The organism is Candidatus Vicinibacter proximus, from assembly GCA_016713905.1.
GTDB classification, from domain to species: Bacteria; Bacteroidota; Bacteroidia; order Chitinophagales; family Saprospiraceae; genus Vicinibacter; species Vicinibacter proximus.
This window is the reverse complement of sequence record JADJOE010000003.1, coordinates 1,393,435-1,412,447: the sequence shown is the minus strand read 5'-3', so window position 1 is coordinate 1,412,447 and position 19,013 is coordinate 1,393,435. Positions and strand designations below refer to the sequence as shown.

12 protein-coding genes, 2 tRNA genes and 1 pseudogene are annotated in these 19,013 nt (G+C 35.5%); 7 read left to right on the top strand and 8 right to left on the bottom strand.

Going from position 1 to position 19,013, the window contains the following annotated elements:
* Position 1 precedes the first annotated feature (1 nt).
* On the top strand, positions 2 to 1,468 hold the full coding sequence (locus tag IPJ83_14215; protein MBK7881698.1) for a sigma 54-interacting transcriptional regulator: 1,467 nt from the start codon (positions 2 to 4) through the stop codon (positions 1,466 to 1,468).
* Positions 1,469 to 1,502: 34 nt separating this feature from the next.
* Here the strand turns inward: IPJ83_14215 and IPJ83_14210 are convergent, their stop codons facing one another.
* From IPJ83_14210 to mqnE, 8 genes are all read right to left on the bottom strand, one after another.
* Positions 1,503 to 2,129 carry a LysE family transporter gene (locus tag IPJ83_14210; GenBank protein MBK7881697.1) on the bottom strand — a complete coding sequence of 209 codons (627 nt, stop codon included), beginning with the start codon at positions 2,127 to 2,129 and terminating at the stop codon, positions 1,503 to 1,505.
* Positions 2,110 to 3,690 (bottom strand): GH3 auxin-responsive promoter family protein, encoded by a 1,581-nt coding sequence (locus IPJ83_14205; GenBank protein ID MBK7881696.1) that lies wholly within the window; start codon positions 3,688 to 3,690, stop codon positions 2,110 to 2,112. The genes IPJ83_14210 and IPJ83_14205 overlap by 20 nt, the downstream gene beginning before the upstream one ends.
* Before the next feature lie 627 nt (positions 3,691 to 4,317).
* Positions 4,318 to 4,392, bottom strand: a tRNA-Pro gene (locus tag IPJ83_14200).
* A 225-nt stretch (positions 4,393 to 4,617) separates the two neighbouring features.
* A tRNA-Ser gene (locus tag IPJ83_14195) sits at positions 4,618 to 4,709 on the bottom strand.
* Positions 4,710 to 5,886: 1,177 nt separating this feature from the next.
* Entirely contained in the window at positions 5,887 to 7,296 is a 1,410-nt protein-coding gene (dnaA, locus tag IPJ83_14190) for a chromosomal replication initiator protein DnaA (protein MBK7881695.1), read from the bottom strand.
* Positions 7,297 to 7,497: 201 nt separating this feature from the next.
* Positions 7,498 to 8,271 carry a menaquinone biosynthesis protein gene (locus IPJ83_14185; protein MBK7881694.1) on the bottom strand — a complete coding sequence of 258 codons (774 nt, stop codon included), beginning with the start codon at positions 8,269 to 8,271 and terminating at the stop codon, positions 7,498 to 7,500.
* The gene (locus IPJ83_14180; GenBank protein ID MBK7881693.1) at positions 8,249 to 8,866 is read right to left on the bottom strand and encodes a histidine phosphatase family protein; all 618 of its coding nucleotides are present in this window, start codon (positions 8,864 to 8,866) and stop codon (positions 8,249 to 8,251) included. Before IPJ83_14180 ends, IPJ83_14185 begins: the two co-directional genes overlap by 23 nt.
* 3 nt (positions 8,867 to 8,869) lie before the next feature.
* Complete coding sequence (gene mqnE, locus IPJ83_14175; GenBank protein MBK7881692.1) at positions 8,870 to 10,063, bottom strand: aminofutalosine synthase MqnE; 1,194 nt, start codon at positions 10,061 to 10,063, stop codon at positions 8,870 to 8,872.
* Between the two features lie 65 nt (positions 10,064 to 10,128).
* On the opposite strand from mqnE, the gene IPJ83_14170 reads away from it, so the two are divergent.
* The 6 genes and pseudogenes from IPJ83_14170 (at position 10,129) to IPJ83_14145 (ending at position 18,994) form a co-directional block, all read left to right on the top strand.
* Positions 10,129 to 11,079, top strand: a complete 951-nt coding sequence (locus tag IPJ83_14170) for a glycosyltransferase (protein ID MBK7881691.1) — start codon at positions 10,129 to 10,131, stop codon at positions 11,077 to 11,079.
* A gap of 148 nt (positions 11,080 to 11,227) precedes the next feature.
* Positions 11,228 to 14,053 (top strand): TonB-dependent receptor, encoded by a 2,826-nt coding sequence (locus IPJ83_14165; GenBank protein MBK7881690.1) that lies wholly within the window; start codon positions 11,228 to 11,230, stop codon positions 14,051 to 14,053.
* Between the two features lie 29 nt (positions 14,054 to 14,082).
* Positions 14,083 to 15,672, top strand: coding sequence for a T9SS type A sorting domain-containing protein (locus IPJ83_14160; GenBank protein MBK7881689.1), 1,590 nt, complete (start codon positions 14,083 to 14,085; stop codon positions 15,670 to 15,672).
* 168 nt (positions 15,673 to 15,840) lie between these two features.
* Positions 15,841 to 16,824, top strand: a pseudogene (locus tag IPJ83_14155) (aldo/keto reductase).
* Positions 16,825 to 16,856: 32 nt separating this feature from the next.
* Positions 16,857 to 18,074 carry an alpha/beta hydrolase fold domain-containing protein gene (locus IPJ83_14150; GenBank protein MBK7881688.1) on the top strand — a complete coding sequence of 406 codons (1,218 nt, stop codon included), beginning with the start codon at positions 16,857 to 16,859 and terminating at the stop codon, positions 18,072 to 18,074.
* A 50-nt stretch (positions 18,075 to 18,124) separates the two neighbouring features.
* Complete coding sequence (locus IPJ83_14145; GenBank protein MBK7881687.1) at positions 18,125 to 18,994, top strand: bifunctional 5,10-methylenetetrahydrofolate dehydrogenase/5,10-methenyltetrahydrofolate cyclohydrolase; 870 nt, start codon at positions 18,125 to 18,127, stop codon at positions 18,992 to 18,994.
* Positions 18,995 to 19,013: the final 19 nt, after the last annotated feature.

Below are 19,013 nucleotides of genomic sequence, written 5' to 3'. Positions count from 1 at the left end.
CATGCATCATAAAATTCATACGCTTGGTGAGTTGAAAGCCGCCGGGTATAAGTCCAAATCAGTAAAACAGGAATTGCGCGATAATTTGATCCAAAAATTAAAAACTGGAGAAACAATTTTTGAGGGTATCCAGGGTTATGAAGACTCGGTAATTCCCTCCTTGCAAAGAGCTATTTTAAGTGGACACAATATAAATTTTTTAGGATTGAGGGGACAGGCCAAAACCAAAATGGCCAGATTATTGGTTAAAATGCTGGATGAATATATTCCGGTAGTTAAAGGTTCTGAAATAAACGATGATCCTTTTCATCCTCTATCCAGATATGCGCGCACCATAGTACAGGAACTAGGTGACGACACACCAATTTCCTGGTTGCATCGGGACGACAGGTACACTGAAAAACTCGCAACCCCGGATGTAAACATTGCTGACCTGATAGGGGACATTGATCCAATTAAAGCGGCTAATCAAAAATTGAATTATTCAAGTGAAGAAGCAATCCATTTTGGATTAATTCCTAGGTCAAACCGTGGAATTTTTGTGATCAATGAATTACCAGATTTGCAGCCGAGGATTCAGGTATCACTTTTTAATATTCTTCAGGAAGGTGATGTACAAATTCGCGGCTTTAAATTAAGATTTCCATTGGATGTACAATTTGTATTTACTGCCAATCCTGAAGATTATACCAGTAGGGGGGCGATCATCACACCATTAAAGGATAGAATTCAGGCGCAGATTTTTACCCACTACCCGGAGACTATTGAAATAGCAAAGCAAATTACTAAACAAGAAATAAAAATTTCCAAAGAACAGGAGAAAATTAAAGTTCCGAATTTAATTGAAAACCTGATTGAGCAGATAGCATTTGAAGCACGAGAAAGTGAATACGTAGATGAAAAAAGTGGGGTGTCTGCAAGATTAGCAATATCCGCCTATGAGAGTGTGGTAAGTGCTGCAGAAATGAGAATGCTCCAATCTCATGAAAGTAAAGCTGCTGTGCGTATAGGCGATTTGATGGCAGCAATACCCGCAATTGTCGGAAAGATAGAAATGGTTTATGAAGGCGAACAGGAAGGTGCAGAAGTAGTTGCACATAAATTAATTCGTTTAGCCATGAAAAGTATGGCTACGGAATATTTTAAAGGAATTGATCAACTGCAAAGAAAATCTACTGCAGAGGCCAAAAAAAAATACAAAGAAATTATTTCATGGTTTGAAGAAGGAAATGCGGTAGACCTCTTATACAATAACACTGAAGCACATTACAAGAAGGAACTCCAAAGAGTTCAGGGACTAAAGGAAGCAGTTCAGGAAGCAGTAATATTATCAAAGGAATCCGAATTACTGATGATGGAATACCTCTTATATGTGCTATCTGAATACGGGCTTATCGATTGGAAAATAATTAGAGGATCCAGTAGGTTCCAGGATTATCTATTTTCTGCATTAAAGGGTTTGGGTTAAAAGTCATACCAGTTAATTAAAAGAAATGTGATTGTCACTTGATCATTGCAATAAAATAAATCACATACAAACCGAACAAAATAAGCCCTAAGCTCAATAATAAATTGAGATAACATATTGTTCTGTGATTTAAAAATTTAGCTAATATTTGAGCTAGATATACCTTCAACAGATCTATAGAAAAAACGGTAATGAATATACTGCAATAAAAACTTAAAGTTTCAAAATTATAATAATTTTTATCAAACGAAACCGTTGCATTTGTACCGATCCAAAAAAAGTAAACAAAAGGATTCATACTATTAAATAAAAATCCTTGAAGCCCTATTGGTAGACTTTTTCTTGGGATTGCTTTGTTTGAATCTTCTAGTTTATTCCTTTTTACAGAACCATTAATCCCGAAACAGACCATAAATGCCCCTCCGATACAACCTAATACATCTTTAAGAAATGGATCTATTTCTAATACTTCCATTAGAAGTAAACTTAAAAGGCAAACGAAGGCATCACTTATGGTAATACCGGCAGCAAAATAAAATCCATATTTAAAACCTTTTAAAATGCTGATACGGATTAGAGCAAAGAAAACTGGCCCCACCAGAAAGCTCAACATTAAACCAATTGCAATACCTCTTCCAATATTATGATAAAGATCCATCATTAATGGTTAACTGTGCAGAACGAGTTAGATGATCAATCCATTTAGAATACTTTTCACTATTTAATACACGGGGAAACTTGCCTTGTCCCCCATACTTTCCATGAATTTTCATCCAACTATAAAATATGTATGGGTAACAAAATTTAACTTTGATTTCTTTCAAAGCCGATTGACGTTCCACTTTATAATCGTCATTTAATGCACAAAGAATTTCATCTAGTCTTTCGGAAACAATTTTTTCATCGAGTGTGTCATTTGACCCAAGAAACCAATGATGGGCAAACAAAGTTCCTGAAGATAAACCAGTTACAGTGAATTCCGGAATTTCAATTTTAAATTCTTCAGCAATTAATTCTATTGCTTTTTCCATATTTTCCATAGAAAGATGTTCTCCACAAAGGCTTAAAAAATGCTTAGTTCTGCCGGTGACAACAATTTCGCTTTTTTCCTTATTTATTATTCTGATGGTATCACCAATCAAGTATCTCCAAGCACCAGCACAAGTACTTAATAATAGGGCGTATTCTATTCCTTCTTCAATCTTATCTATCATCATGGTGACAGGGTTTAATTTTAAATCACCATTTTCATTAAAATTATTTGAATTAAATGGAATGAATTCAAAAAAAATACCATGGTTTGTTACTAGTCTCAATTTTTCTTTTGGATGGCTTTGGTAAGCAATAAATCCTTCAGATGCTAAATATGTTTCAATAGTTGTAACCGGTTTGCCAAAAAGCCTTTCCAGGTTTTTTCTGTAGGGTTCAATACAAACTCCGCTATGTATATAAACATTTAAATTTGGCCAAATTTCGTGGATGCTATTTAGGTTGTAATAATGAATAATCTTTTCAAGTAATATTTGTATCCATGATGGCACACCTACCAGGAATCCAATATCCCACTTATGAGCATTCTTAGTTATTTCCTCAATTTTGAGATCCCAGTCTGTAATTTCAGAGATCTTTTTACCTGGTTTGTATAAATTTTGAAACCAAAATGGAATTTTTTTTGCTGCAATTCCACTGAGATCACCTTCAAAATAATTACCAATCTTATGTAACTGTGTACTTCCTCCTAGCATCAGCCAAGATTTGCTGTATGTTGAGAATGGTATAGATTCATAATTGATCAATGAGCTCAATTGATCAAGACTGGTTTTTTTTAATGATTTTAGCATACTGCCGGTTAATGGTATCCTTTTACTGCTTGCGCCGGAGGTACCAGAACTTAATGCAAAATATTTAACTTCACCAGGCCAGCATACATCCATCTCTCCCTCAATTGTTTTATGCCACCATTCTTGAAATATTTTATTGTAATCAAATATTGGAACTTTTTCCTTAAATTCCTGATACCAGTTTGGTGATTGATTTGTTTCTTTATCACAATGATTAAGGATTTCATCAAATTTGTAGCATTCCCCAAATTTTGTTTTCTCAGCACTCTTAATAAGTTTTCTCAATTGTTTATTCTGTCTAGAATAATCTGAATATAGCATTTTATTAGTCCTTGTCCTAAGGGACATCCCTTGCTTGATCAATTCATTGACGATTACCATGATTTCCTACATTAGAAATTAAAAAAAAATGAAATAATTGATTAATTTAAATATTGAAAAAAGTACAATCTATTGAATTAGATTTACTTATTGTATTATTATCTATATTATTATTTCATTAAATATCTGAACAGACTTATTAATAGAAGTAGACATAAAAGAGTCAAACAATAAAGTAAGTAGCTGGATCTGATCTTAATTGGTAATCAATATAAAATAAAATTATGGCACAAGTCATAACTCGCCATTTTTGGATGGGGTAGAGGAATATGCACACCCCAGCTTTAACTAAGTATCAAAATAATCACTACTTCCTGATGAGTGGTCCGCATGCTGACAAGATCTGCTTCGTCAGCATTCGAACCTATGAGTTCATCTGATAAATTCACACTTACCTAAAATGAAAAGTCTTTGCAAATGATGCAAAGACTTTTATAGAGTCGGGGCGGAGGGATGCTGACGTTCTCAGCATGAACAAAATATTGAATAAACTATAAGTTTTACTGAGAAGTCCGCATGCTGACAAGCTTTCCTTCGTCAGCATTCGAACTTATGTGTTCATCTGATAAATTCATACTTACCTAAAATGAAAAAGTCTTTGCAAATGATGCAAAGACTTTTATAAAGTCGGGGCGGAGGGATTCGAACTCTCGACCCCCTGCTCCCAAAGCAGGTGCGCTAACCGGACTGCGCTACGCCCCGAATTGAATATTCAAATTGTGTTTCCCAATAATTTTATCGACAAGTATAAAAACTCGGTAAACACAATCTGTGTTTTTGAAAATCCCCGCAATATTAATACTATATTATGGGAGATAATTCAATTTTGAAATATTTTTTAGCAATTAAGTATTTGAGAAATGAAAGTTGGCCTGTTTTCTGGATTGTTCCTACCGCTTTTGGGCTTAAATTTTCATTTAAGATCATTGGCGGTGAGGGAGGGATTCGAACCCTCGGTACCCTTTTCAAGGTACGACGGTTTAGCAAACCGTTGGTTTCAGCCACTCACCCACCTCACCTGTAAATGCTAAAAAATACTATATATTAAAATAGAAACTCCGTTGAGTCCTAAAATGAAAAACAAATAAAAAAAGACGAGGGCGGTACGACGGTTTAGTCCCCAACTCGTTGGGGATTGGTTTCAGCCACTCACCCACCTCACCTGTAAATGCTAAAAAATACTATATATTAAAATAGAAACTCCGTTGAGTCCTAAAATGAAAAACAAATAAAAAAAGACGAGGGCGGTACGACGGTTTAGTCCCCAACTCGTTGGGGATTGGTTTCAGCCACTCACTCACCTCACCTGTAAATGCTAAAAAATACTATATTTTAAAATAGAAACTCCGTTGAGTCCTAAAATGAAAAACAAATAAAAAAAGACGAGGGCGGTACGACGGTTTAGTCCCCAACTCGTTGGGGATTGGTTTCGGCCACTCACCCACCTCACCTGTAAATGCTAAAAAATACTATATTTTAAAATAGAAACTCCGTTGAGTCCTAAGATGAAAAACAAATAAAAAAAGACGAGGGCGGTACGACGGTTTAGTCCCCAACTCGTTGGGGATTGGTTTCAGCCACTCACCCACCTCACCTGTAAATACTAAAAAGTAATATTTTGAAAACTTCGGAACTCCATTGAGTCCCAATTATAAAAAATTCTTAAGCATTAAAATGGGGTAGGACGGTTTAGTTTCAGCCACTCACCCGCCTCACCTGTAAATGCTAAAAAATACTATATATTAAAATAGAAACTCCATTGAGTCCTAAAATGAAAAACAAATAAAAAAAGACGAGGGCGGTACGACGGTTTAGTCCCCAACTCGTTGGGAATAGGTTTCAGCCAATCACCCGCCTCACTTGTAATTTTAGCGTTTTTTTAAATTTATAACTTAAACCTCCATTGAGATTTAACCTAATCTCATCTTCCATCGCTCTTTATAGCCTAAAATAAAATCGGATTATTAATCCACTCTTTTGAGATAAAATAATAACTCTTTAAGGTAAATAAGCCAGCAAAAATGAGTGGCAAAAGTATAAAATTCTATCTACATCACAAAAATTATCCTTGAAATAGGAGTGATTTCTAGGGGAGGCTATTAAAATGCCAGAAATTACAGTAGATGTGTAAAAAAGATTTAATATATAAATCTATAATATTTAATTAAATAGAATAAGAATAGTCATAAAAGTCGCTTATTTAAGCCCAAGGCTTTTAATGATTATTTTTTCAAGTTTATGGGCCAGGTCCTCAAAATTTTTATCGGTCTGCATCAAATTTTCAACAGTCTCACAGGAATATATAACCGTACTATGGTCTTTTCCTCCAAAAGCCTCACCAATCACAGAAAGCGGCTTATTGGCTAACCTTTTGGAAAAATACATGGAGAGCTGCCGGGCTTGTACAATGTTTCTCTGCCGGCCCTTTCCTTGAATGCTAGCAATTGGAATTTTAAGGTGTTCTGCAACAATTTTGGTAATGGATTCAATGGTAATTTCCTGTGAAACTTTATTTGAAAAACTGGCTAGAATATCCTTTACAAGTTCGACAGTAATTTCCTGTGGATTCAGGGTAGCATGTAGCTTTAAGTTTACAAGAAGCCCTTCAATTTCTCTGATGCTGCTTTTCATATTATGGCAGATCAGTTCCTTGATATTTTTGGGAAGACTTAATTCTTTTTCTTCCAGTTTGGATTCAAGAATGGCCATTAAAGTTTCATAGTCCGGACTCATAAGTTCTAGTGAAGCACCCCATTTAAATCTGCTGATTAACCGATCATCAATTTCTTTTAGATCTTTTGGAGCACGGTCAGATCCCATAATAATTTGTTTCTTATTTTGGTGCATCTGGTTGAATAAATGAAAAAAGATTTCCTGGGTTCCGGCCTTACCTGCAAAATATTGAATGTCGTCAATGATTAATACATCAACAGAATTGAAAAAATTTGAAAAATCCGATATGCTGTTGTTTCTGATAGATTGAATAAAAAGATTAGTGTATTTATCAGAGGTAAGATAAATGACTTGTAGTTTAGGATATTTTTTTAAAATGGCATTGCCGATGGCTTGCATCAAATGCGTTTTACCCAGTCCAACATCACCAAAGATGACCAATGGATTAAATAGATCTCCAGGCTTTTGGCAAATCTGGATGCCAGCTTGACGAGCTACACGATTGCAATGGCCTTCAATAAAATTTTCGAATTGATAATGTGGATTTAGATTAGAATCTACATGATGCTTCTTAATCCCGGGTATGACAAAAGGGTTGGTAATCCCTGAAGGTCCGGTATCTTTCGGGTCTTTATGATCTGATTTTAATTCTTTTCGCTCTATTCCCGGTTTTTTGTAATCATCTACAGCAATACGGTATTCCAACTTAGCTCTTTGACCAAGAGTACCGACTAAAGCCTCTTTAAGAATGCTTAGATAATGGTTTTCTAGGTGTGAAAGAAAAAATTCATTAGGAACTTCCAAGGTGAGGACCTTGCCTTCAAGTTTTACGGGTTTAATAGGGGAGAACCACGTGTTGTAATGCTTTGGAGATAAAGACCTGCGCACCGATTCCAGTACCTGGTTCCAAGTAGCAACATGGTCTTGATTCATAATAAAAGTAAATATGAAAATAATTAAAACTGAACCAGTTTAGGATATGCTGCAAAAATGTTAAAAAATATTTGGATTCCCTAATATATCCAGTTTTTTTACTAAAAATCTGAAATTTTTAAAGTTATGCCTTTGAAAGTGCAAATTTTACATATTATATTAAAATTTAATATGCAATTTGGCAATTGTTTTTCTGTTTTCTTAAATATTTATAGGCAGAGTTTGACCAAGTAATTCAAAGAAATATTGCAGCGATTCTCTTTTCTTTTGATCAAACTCGTAGGATATATTTTTTGAATAATATTCTTTCAAACCTAAGTTTGCAGGGTATTCTGATAAGATTTTTTCCAAATTATTTTCATCGGAGAGAAAATCCTTAATACTTTGATTAAATGTCTTAATAATTTCTTTGGGTATTTCAGATTTACTTACCCAAATAGCAAATGTAAATGGATATCCAGTCTGTTGTTTCCAGATTTCTCCCAGGTCATATTTAAATCGAAATTTATTTTCTGCCTCAAATGCCTGATCGCCAATAATTAAATATCCATCAGCTGTTTGGTTAGGGATATTAGGTGAAAGTATTCGAATTCCATTAGAAGCCCAAAAATGTTTATTCAATGTTTGCAATAATAGATTTGATGTCCTTGAATTTGGATCTTCATTAATTGTTTTAATTTTATCAAATTCAAGATTAGAGAAAATACAAACCGTTCTGACTTCACCATCACAACCGATGCAATATTCGGAAACGAGATTTAGCTTACTAGATTCTTGCAAAGCACCTACAGGAAGTAAGGCAATATCTACATCATCATTTGAAAGAGCTTCAGCACATTCCTTTGGTGTTCCTGTTTGAATGTTAAAACGATTAATAATGGATGGATTTTTAAACGCATGAATAAATGGAAGTGCGTTAAGATATTCGACCGATATTAATCTGTAAGTATGATTAGATTCCATTAAGATGTCCAAGATAGTTTTCTTTAATTATTTCCCATGATTTTCCATCGTAAATACAATGGTACAAGCCTGTGTTGGAATGTTCTATTTCTTCCATTCTGGACAATGGCCAATTCTTTAATTTACATACCAACGCTCGCAATGTCCTCCCGTGTGTGCAAACAAGCACTCTTCTGGCTTCTCTGAATTCAAGGTCATTTAGAAATTCAATTAATCTAGCTTCCATTTCAGCTGCACTTTCACCAAATAGTGCACTGACATGATAATCACCCGATTTCCAACTTTCAATAATTTTATAATACTTGGTCAATAATTCCGGATCGCCTTGTTTTCCCTCATGCTCACCCCAACAAATTTCTTTTATTCTGGGGTCTCTTTCAATAACCAGTTTATGATTTTCAAAAAATTGAATGGTCTGATATGCCCTTTTCATGTCAGAAGAAATTGCCACATCAAATTCTTTATCGAGAAAATTTGTGTGAAAAGCTTTTCCCTGAATTAATCCTAATTTATTTAAATCGGAATCTATACCACTGCCTTGAACAATACCAAGTTTGTTTTGCTCGGTTTCCCCGTGTCTGATAAAATATACTTCCTTCGGATGCATGAATTACAAAACAGGTAAATCTAAATATCCTCTGAATTCATTTTCAGCTTCAAATTGTATCTCACTGTAGTCCTTAAGCTCATGGTAAAGTGAGTCCCTTTCAATTGGTGTTTTATGCACCGATTTAATTAATTTTACCAGTTGATGGGTGGATAAAGATGGCGACTTTTCTTCTGATCCGGCCATAGAATAGATTTTTGTGGTGTCATCTATGGTGCCATCAATGTCGTCAACACCAAAGCTTAAAGATAACTGCGCCTGATTTCTCCCTAACATTGGCCAGTATGCTTTAATGTGATCAAAATTATCCAGAAAAATTCTCGAAATGGCATAATTACGTAAATCTTCTATAATGGTAACCTCTGGTAAATGGGACATCTCATTGTCCTGATTTCGGAACTTTAAAGGAATAAAGGTCTGAAAGCCACCAGTCTTGTCCTGAAGTTTTCTTAACCTGTCCATGTGATCCACCCTGTGTGTGTAGGTTTCGATATGCCCATAAAGTATGGTTGCGTTGGATTTCATCCCAAGTTGATGCCAAATTTCATGAATTTTTAGCCATTCATCAGAGCTGCATTTTCCCCCGGCGATTTGCTCCCTGATTTCTTCATTGAAAATCTCAGCACCTCCTCCTGGTAAGGAATCAACTCCGGAAGCTTTAATTTCAGCCATTCCTTCTTCATAGGAAAGCTTAGCTTTCTTAAATACATAGTGATATTCAACCGGGGTAAGGGCTTTGAGATGAAGACCTGGTCGGTGTTTTTTTATGGCACGAAACAACTTTGTGTAAAAAGCCATATCATATTGAGGCATAACACCCCCAACAATGTGAACCTCGGTAACTTCCTTATCATCAAAGGATTTTATTATATCCATGATTTCGTCATGAGTATATTCCCATCCCTGGCTTCGTTGTTTTATTAACCTTGAATAAGAACAAAAACTACAGGAATAAACACAAATATTTGTAGGCTCCACATGAAAATTTCGGTTGAAAAAAACTTTGTCTCCATGTTTTTTGGATTTGATTTCGTTTGCCAATACACCGAGAAAGGAAAGTGAAGCATTTTCATAAAGGTAAATCGCATCCTCTGTGGAAATTCTTTTTTGTGAATATACATCTCGGGCAATGTCTGCCAATCTTTTGTCCTCCTCAGCTTCAACAATGTGGTTTTGATAATTTTCTGTTGGTTTCATAGAAATGATATAGCAAATGCAAAGTAAACAGATTTAACGCAATTTGGTTAACGAAAGAAGAACATTTGAATGTTGGAAATAGTAAATCTTGTTTTCGGAATTATGATAAAATCTACTACTTTTATACAGTGATTTCGGGATTAATAACGGTTTATAATGAAGATGTCAGAAAATTGGTGTCTGACTTAACTTCTGCTTTTTTAAAAGCTGGTATTGAATTTGAAATTATTGCCATGGACGATGGATCAAGTGCATATTATCAGGAAATAAATAAAACCATTGAAGATGATCAAAAAATTAGATATGTAATGCTCCCAAAGAATGGTGGCAGATCTTTGGTGAGGAATACTTTGGCACAGATGGCAAAATATCCTTATTTGCTTTATTTGGATGGGGACAGCCTTTTATTGAATTCTGATTTTGTTCTAAATTACCTGCCTTTTCTGGATCCTGCCATAGTTTATTCAGGAGGTAGAACGTACAATGAATCTCCACCTGAAAATTATAACTATTTATTACATTGGAAATATGGCACAAGAGTAGAATCAAAATCATCCGAAATTAGAAATTTAAATCCTTATCTTTCCTTTCATTCTAATAATTTTTTGGTTCCGAAAGTCATAATCCAACAATTTCCATTCGACCAATCTTTACATAAGTATGGCCATGAAGATACTTTATGGGCAAGGCTTTTGCTGCAGAATAGAATTAATATCAGCCATATGGATAATCCTGTAATCCACAATGGACTTGAAGAATCGATTGTTTTTCTGAGTAAATCCAATCAGGCTATTAGCAACCTTCAATATTTAAAAAAAATAGGCCAGGGAATTGGCACTCCATTAGAAAAAATGATTGTCCGGTTAGAGCATTTTAAGTTGGATCGTGTTTATTTATTTTTATATTCAATTTGCGAGAGAATGATTACCAAAAACCTAATTGGTAGAAATCCATTATTGTTTTTCTTGCAAATTATGAAAATTGCGGTTTACATTCGGCATAATAGACATAAATGATTTGTTTTTTATTGCTTTTTATATATTATTTAAATGTTTAATGTGTTTAATTGGATAAACATTTAAAAATTTAACTTAAAGATTTGGTGGTTTCTCTTAATTTTCTCAATTTGCATTAGAAACCAATAATATTCTACAAATCAACGAAATGGCCAATCTGAATAATTTTAAAATATTAAAATTATATTTAATTTTTATTGGGTTATTAATCAATTCTATAGATTCACTTCAAGGTCAAAATATTGTAAAAGGAGTGTTGCGGGATGCTAAATCCGGAGAACCATTGATAGGTGCTACAGTGATCATTAAAGGCTCATCGGAGGGAACTATTTCAGATTATGAGGGTGCTTTCGTTTTGAAGACTTCACTAACGCTTCCACTGATTCTCGAATTTCGTTATAGTGGTTATGCTTCAATCGAGTTTCAATACGCAGAAGCAAATAAATCTGTAAACGTTAATATGGAGGAAGAGTCTATTCAAATTGAAGTGGTTGAAATTACGGGCCAGAGAATAAGTGATAAGCAAAAATCCTCGCCACTTACTGTTGAATCCATGGACCTTTTGGCAATAAAGGAAACACCCGCTGCAAATTTTTATTCAGGTTTGGGAAGCCTCAAAGATGTCGACCTGACTACTGCCAGTCTTGGCTTTACAATAATTAATACAAGGGGATTTAACAGCACGAATCCAGTGCGTTCTTTGCAATTGATCGATGGCGTAGATAATCAATCCCCAGGGTTAAATTTTTCACTTGGAAACTTTTTGGGCGCTTCCGAATTGGATGTTTTAAAAGTAGACTTAATAGTCGGCGCGAGTTCTGCTTTCTATGGGCCTAATGCTTTTAATGGGGTAATTAGCATGGAGACTAAAAGTCCATTTCTTCACAAAGGACTTTCTGCTTTTAGCAAAATTGGGGAAAGAAATTTATTTGAGGGAGGAGTTAGATGGGCTGAATCTTTTAGAAATAAAAAAGGAAAAGATGTATTTGCCTATAAACTTAATTTTTTCTACTTCAGAGCAAACGATTGGGTAGCCGACAATACAGAACCAGTCTATGAGTCTATTTCCAAAAAAAGTAATCCGGGGGGATACGATGCAGTAAATATCTATGGGGATGAATATCAATCTGATTTTGATTTTAGAAGTGCTTTAATTACTTATCCGGGATTAAATATTTTTCATCGTAAAGGTTACCGGGAAAAAGATTTGGTGGATTATAATTCCTATAATATTAAGACAAATCTGGCAATTCATTGGAGATTAAATCCGGGCCGTAGTTTTGATTCACCTGAAATTATTTTGTCTTCAGGTTTTGGCGGTGGCACAACAGTTTTTCAGGGGGATAACAGATTTAGTTTGAAAAATATTAAATTTTACCAACATCGATTAGAGTTGATAAAAAAAGACAATTATTTTTTAAGATTTTACGCAACACATGAAGATGCTGGTGATTCTTATGATCCTTATTTCACTGCTTTGCAACTTCAACAAAGAGCTAGTAATAATTTTAGTTGGTTAACTGCCTATAGCAATTTTTGGTCTGTGAATATTGCCCCCAAGATACGTGCAATGGAAGGTTATCCAAAAATATCAGATTACCTTGGTAGACCGAATGAATATAAATCTGCGATCGATAATTTTACTTCAGGAATTACCGATTCCTTAGTCGTTTGGCACGCGCAAGCGCAAGATGTCGCTAATTTGCCAAATGCAATCATCAAAACAAATGCTTTTTATCAACCCGGTACAGGGGCTTTTGATTCGGCATTTGCGGATATCACTTCTCGACTTGCAAATTCTGAAGGGGGTACTAGATTTTACGATCATTCTGCATTGGTGCATAGTCAAGGAGAATATGTTTTCAAGGATTTACTTACCAATGATTGGGTATCAGATCTTGACATAACTGCAGGGTTTAGCGGCCGACTGTATTTGCCAAATTCCAAAGGATCAATTCTGTTGGACACTGGAAATGCAGATATAAAGACACATGAATGGGGGATTTATTTTGGACCCACTTTTTCTTTTTTAGAGAACAAATTAAAGCTGAATATTACTGCCAGAATGGATAAGCATCAAAATTTTAATTATTTATTTTCTCCCGCAGCTTCAGTAGTTTATCAGCCCTCAAGAAATAATTATTTACGCATTTCTTTTTCTTCTGCAATTAGAAATCCTACATTGACAGATCAGTATTTGAATTATAATGTAGGTAGAGCTATTCTCAGGGGAAACATCAATGGAATCAATAATCTTATCACCGTACCGTCATTTGTGGATTTCCTGAATAGTGGATTAAGAGACACACTGGTGTATTTTGATGTACCTCCTATCCGTCCAGAACAAGTTAAAACATTTGAAATGGGTTACCGTACCACATTATTCAATAGTTTGTTTTTAGACATGGGTTACTACTTTAGCAGATACAAGGATTTTATTGGTTATCAACTTGGGGTAGATGCCTTTATTCCTCAAGGTTCTGCTTTACCAACAACAGTGCAGGCATATCGTATTTCATCAAATGCTTCAGATATTGTAACTTCTCAGGGTTTTTCAATTGGGGCAAATTATTTTTTCAGAGAAAAATATGTACTCAAAGGAAATTATTCCTGGAATGTTTTGAATACACAATCTGATGATCCGATTATTCCTGCATTTAACACACCGGAAAATAAATACAACATTGGAATCAGTGCCAGGGATTTAGTTTTATTTGGTGTAAAAAACATTGGATTTAATGTCAACTATAAATGGATTCAAGGTTTTCAATTTGAAGGCTCTCCGCAATTTACTGGATACATACCAAGCTACAATCTCACGGATGCACAAATTAATTGGAATTGGAAGCCCAGAGATTTGACTTTTAAAATTGGCGCATCAAATGTCTTTAATCAAAAATCTTATCAAACCTATGGGGGACCATTAGTAGGAAGACTTGCCTATTTTAGCGTTTTATATGAATTCAAAAATTAAATTATTTTAGAAAATTTTAAATCAATATTATGAAAAAAAATTACTTGGTTTTATTCGCTTTTCTGTTGCAATTGACTTTCTTATTTGCACAGAACAGGTATCTTGATCCAATGTTTGGGGTACAAAGGACACCAAATGTGGATTATGGTAAGAACATTGGTATTATTACCGGTGCCCCCGCACCGGAAGATTTGAAAGTGGATATTTACACTCCGGTAGGAGACACAAAGACAGATCGGCCTTTGGTCCTTATAGCACATACTGGGAGTTTTCTTCCTCCCTTATACAACGGTCAAATTACAGGATCTCGTTCCGATTCTACAGTCACAGCTACTGCAGCATACCTAACCTCAAGAGGTTTTGTAGTTGGAACATATACCCACCGACTTGGATGGTTACCTACTTCCACCGATCAAAATGTGAGAACCTCATCACTATTGCAAGCAGCTTACAGAGGAATTCAAGATACTAGATCATGTATCCGATTTTTTAAAAAATCTGTAGCTGAATCAGGAAATCCATATGGAATTGACCCGTCTAAAATTTGTGTTTGGGGTATTGGAACAGGTGGATATCTAGCTTTAGGTGCAGGTAGTTTGAATGATTTCGGCGAAGTAGTATTAGATAAATTTATCAATACCACGACACTAACTCCTTATATTGATAGTACCATACTTGGAAATATCTATGGAACGTCTCAAGCTGCTATTTGTCTTCCAAACCATCCAGGTTACTCTTCAGATTTTCAATTGAGTGTTAACTTGGGAGGTGCGCTTGGGGATTCTTCATGGTTAGATGGAGAAGCAGTTGAACCAGCATATGTTGGCGTTCATTGTCAAAATGACTTTTTTGCGCCTTACTATGAAGGGGCTGTAATTGTTCCTACAACCAACCAATTTGTGATTTTTGCAACCGGTACTAGAAAATGTATTGAATTAGCAAACAGATATGGCAGTAATGATATCTTGAAATCGGTTGATCCTGATCACGATCCTTTAAAGGATTTGGTTGCCGCTCAAAAAACCAACAACATTGTTTTACCTCTTACAATGCAAAGAATCATACAGGGTACAGATAATTTTTATGGTTTTGATATTCCTTTGATTTATAACAATGCGGTTGTTCCACAAGGCTCACCTTGGGATTGGTGGGATTTGAATACTTTAAAGGCAGTTGTTACAGCTGTTAATGCAGCAAGAGGAACAAATTTTAATGCAGATTCATTGCACTTGAGTGGACTTCGAACCAATCCGGATATGTCTTCTGCAAAAGCTCATAGATATTTGGATACAGTATTTGCATTGGTTATGCCTAGAGTTTGTGTTGCCCTAAAATTAGGATGTACTTTTGTTGGATTAAAAGAAGTCACTGAAGAAGAAATTGGTCTGGTTGTTTCTCCAAATCCTGCAAGGGAAAATATGAGATTTGAAACATCCGACAAAAATCCAATTGAATCTGTTTATTTCTATGATATGGAAGGACGTTTGGTAAAAGCACATACGAACATCAATGCTAACCAGACAAATATTCCTAGGCATAATTTGAATGCAGGTATTTATCTCGCTCAAGTAAGAACTAAGGATAAAGTAGTCACTAAACAAGTGATTTTTCAGGATTAATTTAAATTGATTTTAATCATAATGGAAACTGTCCCCAGCACTTGGGGGCAGTTTTTTATTTTTTATTCGTTAACTGTTCAACATTTATTGAAAATAGTTAGTAACTCTCACAACACAAATATGATTTCATTCATTGTTATGGGTAGTTAAAGTAAATGCAATTTTTTTATGGAGTATAGAAGGTTAGGTAAATCAGGATTGCAGGTAAGTGTATTGTCTTTTGGAAGTTGGTTAACTTTTGCCAAATAAATAGAGGAGAATACCGCAACAGAATTGATGACATACGCCTACGATCATGGTGTTAACTTTTTTGATAATGCAGAGATCTATGCGAAAGGGCATTCAGAAATAGTAATGGGGAACATCTTAAAAAAAATGAACTGGGACAGGAGCAGCTATCTGGTATCCAGTAAGGTTTTTTTTGGAGATGGTCGGCAAAAGCCAAATCAAACCGGACTAAGCAGAAAACACATTTTTGATGCTTGTAACGATGCACTTATTAGGCTAAAGCTGGATTATCTGGATTTGTTTTTCTGTCACCGCCCGGATAAGTCAACGCCAATTGAAGAAACCGTATGGGCGATGAACCATCTGATCCAACAAGGCAAAATTTTATATTGGGGAACCTCTGAATGGTCTGCACAGGAAATCATGGAGGCCCACATGGTTGCACGCTCCTTGCATCTTATCGGTCCTACCATGGAACAGCCCCAATACAATATGTTTACTAGAAATAAGGTAGAGGTGGAATATGCGCAGATTTATAAAACTATCGGGCTTGGAACAACAATATGGTCTCCTCTCGCTTCAGGAATTCTCACGGACAAGTATGCGGATTCTGTACCTACCGATACCAGATTATATATGGAAGGATTGGATTGGTTAAGAGAAAGAACATTGAATGAATCAAATCTTCAGAAAGTCAAACAGCTTTCTCTCCTAGCTCATGAACTTGGAATAAGCCTTGCCACCTTAGCAATTTGCTGGGTAATTAAAAATCCAAATGTAAGCACTGCAATATTAGGTGCTTCCAAAATTTCCCAACTTGAGGAAAGTATTAAAGCAATTGATTATTTGCATTTGCTGAATCAGGACGTACTGATGAAAATAGAAGATATTCTGGCCAACAAACCTATTCCACCGCAATATTGAGATATTGACTATTTTTGATTTAAATTTTAATGATGAAAATAAATATTTACCTGGTTGCATTCTTTTTTATTTCATTCTGGGGACAAAGCCAGAATTGTGATTATGTAAACCCAAGATTTGGGGTAAGAAATGTGAAGAATATTTTCTTGGGTACTGAGTTGGATTATCGCTTGCTACCGGATTCACTTTTTGTAGACATTTATTATCCGGTCGGCGATCCTGAAGCAAAAAGACCATTGGTGATGCTGTCTTTTGGCGGTGGATTTATTGGTGGGGCAAGACAAGATTTGGCTCCATTGTGTGAGGAATTTGCAAAGAGGGGTTTTGTTGCAGCAACTATTGATTATAGAATTGGATTTGATGGTATTTCGATTTTGGCTACCGATTCGGCAGAAATTTTAAGAGCCGGATTTCGCGGGGCCCAGGATGGGAAATGTGCCCTCAGATATTTAAAATCTAGACATCTCGAAGATTCAATTGACTTAAATAGAGTATGGGTAGGTGGCGTAAGTGCTGGAAGTATTGTAGCATTGGCTACTGCATTTCTTAGCAGAGATGAAGAAAAACCGAATGAAGCAGGAATGATCAATCCCGTAGGAGGCAGAATGAGGCCTGATCTTGGACCAATTGAAGGTACACGATTTGTAGGCACTTACGACTCCAAAGTGCAAGGAGTTTTTAATCTTTTCGGAGCATTACTAAATCCTGAAAATATTGAAGCAGGAAACCAGATTGCCGTAATGTCCTATCACCAGACGGAAGATCCTGTAGTTCCATGTGGCGCTAAAAAACCATATTATGGAACACCTCTTGTCGCCAATAACTATCCAACAGCCTATGGAAGTTGTGTGATTGAACAGAGATTAAAGGATTTGAATGTGGACTCAAAATTACACAAGACCTGGATCTATAAGGGGACGGAACATGGAATACATAATCAGGTGGAGGTTTTAAATTTTTTCTTTGAAGGTGCAAATCCAATCTTATGCAATTTAGTTTCCAAATCTGATGATCTGAATCAGAGTGCCGATATTCATGTATACCCAAATCCTTTCAACGATGAAATAGTGGTGGATGGGGTAGCTTCTGGAAGTAAATACCAACTTTCCGATATAAATGGAAAAACAATTATTAAAGGAATTTTATCTCCTTCAATGAAAATACCTTCCCAAACAATTGTTGAGGGTTTATACATCCTTACTTTCCAGGAGCAGAATAAATTAAGGTCATTTAAACTCAGTAAGATTTAATTCTGACTGGGCCCTTTTAAAATAGATATTTATATAAATCAATTGGTTTTATGTTATTAGATGGTGTACAATTGTCCGGAATCATTCGCCGCGAAATTGCAGAAAGAGTTATTGAATTTTGCGGTAATGAAACAAGACCACCTCATTTAGCTGCAGTTTTAATTGGTGCAAATCCTGCTAGCCAGGCGTATGTAAGAAATAAAATTAAAGCTTGTGAAGAAGTTGGTTTTGCTTCAACTTTAATCAAAAAACCTGAAAACACAACGCAGGAACAATTGATTGAACTCATACAAGGATTAAATCAGAATAAGGATATAGATGGTTATATTGTCCAGTTACCCTTGCCAAGACATATAAATGAAGAAGAAATAAATCTTGCTATTGATCCAGCTAAAGATGTCGATGGATTTCATCCAAATAATTTCGGAAGAATGGCTTTGGGTATGCCTACATTTTTGCCTGCCACACCAAAAGGCATCATGATGATGCTGGATCGTTATCAAGTGGATACAGAGGGAAAACATTGTGTTGTGCTAGGTCGAAGTAATATTGTTGGTACCCCAATATCGCTTTTAATGTCTAAGAAAACCAAGCCAGGTAACGCAACGGTTACTATTGCGCACAGTCGTTCCAAAAATATTAAGGACCTTACGCTGACTGCAGATATTATCATTGTAGCACTTGGAATTCCAAGATTCCTGAAATCAGATATGGTCAAACCAGGTACAGTGGTTATTGATGTTGGCATTAATAAAATTGAAGATCCCAATCATCCTAAAGGTTATCGCTTGGTTGGAGATGTGGATTTTGATGAAGTTAGCCCCCTTTGCTCAGCCATCACCCCAGTGCCTGGAGGTGTTGGACCAATGACCATAACTGCATTGTTAGATAACACCTGGAAGGCTTTTAAAAAGGATTGATTTAATAGAATCATAATAA

Bases quoted from the DNA above. Each gene is read 5' to 3' on its own strand.
- IPJ83_14215 (MBK7881698.1), top strand. From the start codon at position 2: ATGCATCATAAAATTCATACGCTTGGTGAGTTGAAAGCCGCCGGGTAT.
- IPJ83_14210 (MBK7881697.1), bottom strand. From the start codon at position 2,129: ATGATGGATCTTTATCATAATATTGGAAGAGGTATTGCAATTGGTTTA.
- IPJ83_14205 (MBK7881696.1), bottom strand. From the start codon at position 3,690: ATGGTAATCGTCAATGAATTGATCAAGCAAGGGATGTCCCTTAGGACA.
- dnaA (MBK7881695.1), bottom strand. From the start codon at position 7,296: ATGAATCAAGACCATGTTGCTACTTGGAACCAGGTACTGGAATCGGTG.
- IPJ83_14180 (MBK7881693.1), bottom strand. From the start codon at position 8,866: ATGCATCCGAAGGAAGTATATTTTATCAGACACGGGGAAACCGAGCAA.
- mqnE (MBK7881692.1), bottom strand. From the start codon at position 10,063: ATGAAACCAACAGAAAATTATCAAAACCACATTGTTGAAGCTGAGGAG.
- IPJ83_14165 (MBK7881690.1), top strand. From the start codon at position 11,228: ATGGCCAATCTGAATAATTTTAAAATATTAAAATTATATTTAATTTTT.
- IPJ83_14160 (MBK7881689.1), top strand. From the start codon at position 14,083: ATGAAAAAAAATTACTTGGTTTTATTCGCTTTTCTGTTGCAATTGACT.
- IPJ83_14150 (MBK7881688.1), top strand. From the start codon at position 16,857: ATGAAAATAAATATTTACCTGGTTGCATTCTTTTTTATTTCATTCTGG.
- IPJ83_14145 (MBK7881687.1), top strand. From the start codon at position 18,125: ATGTTATTAGATGGTGTACAATTGTCCGGAATCATTCGCCGCGAAATT.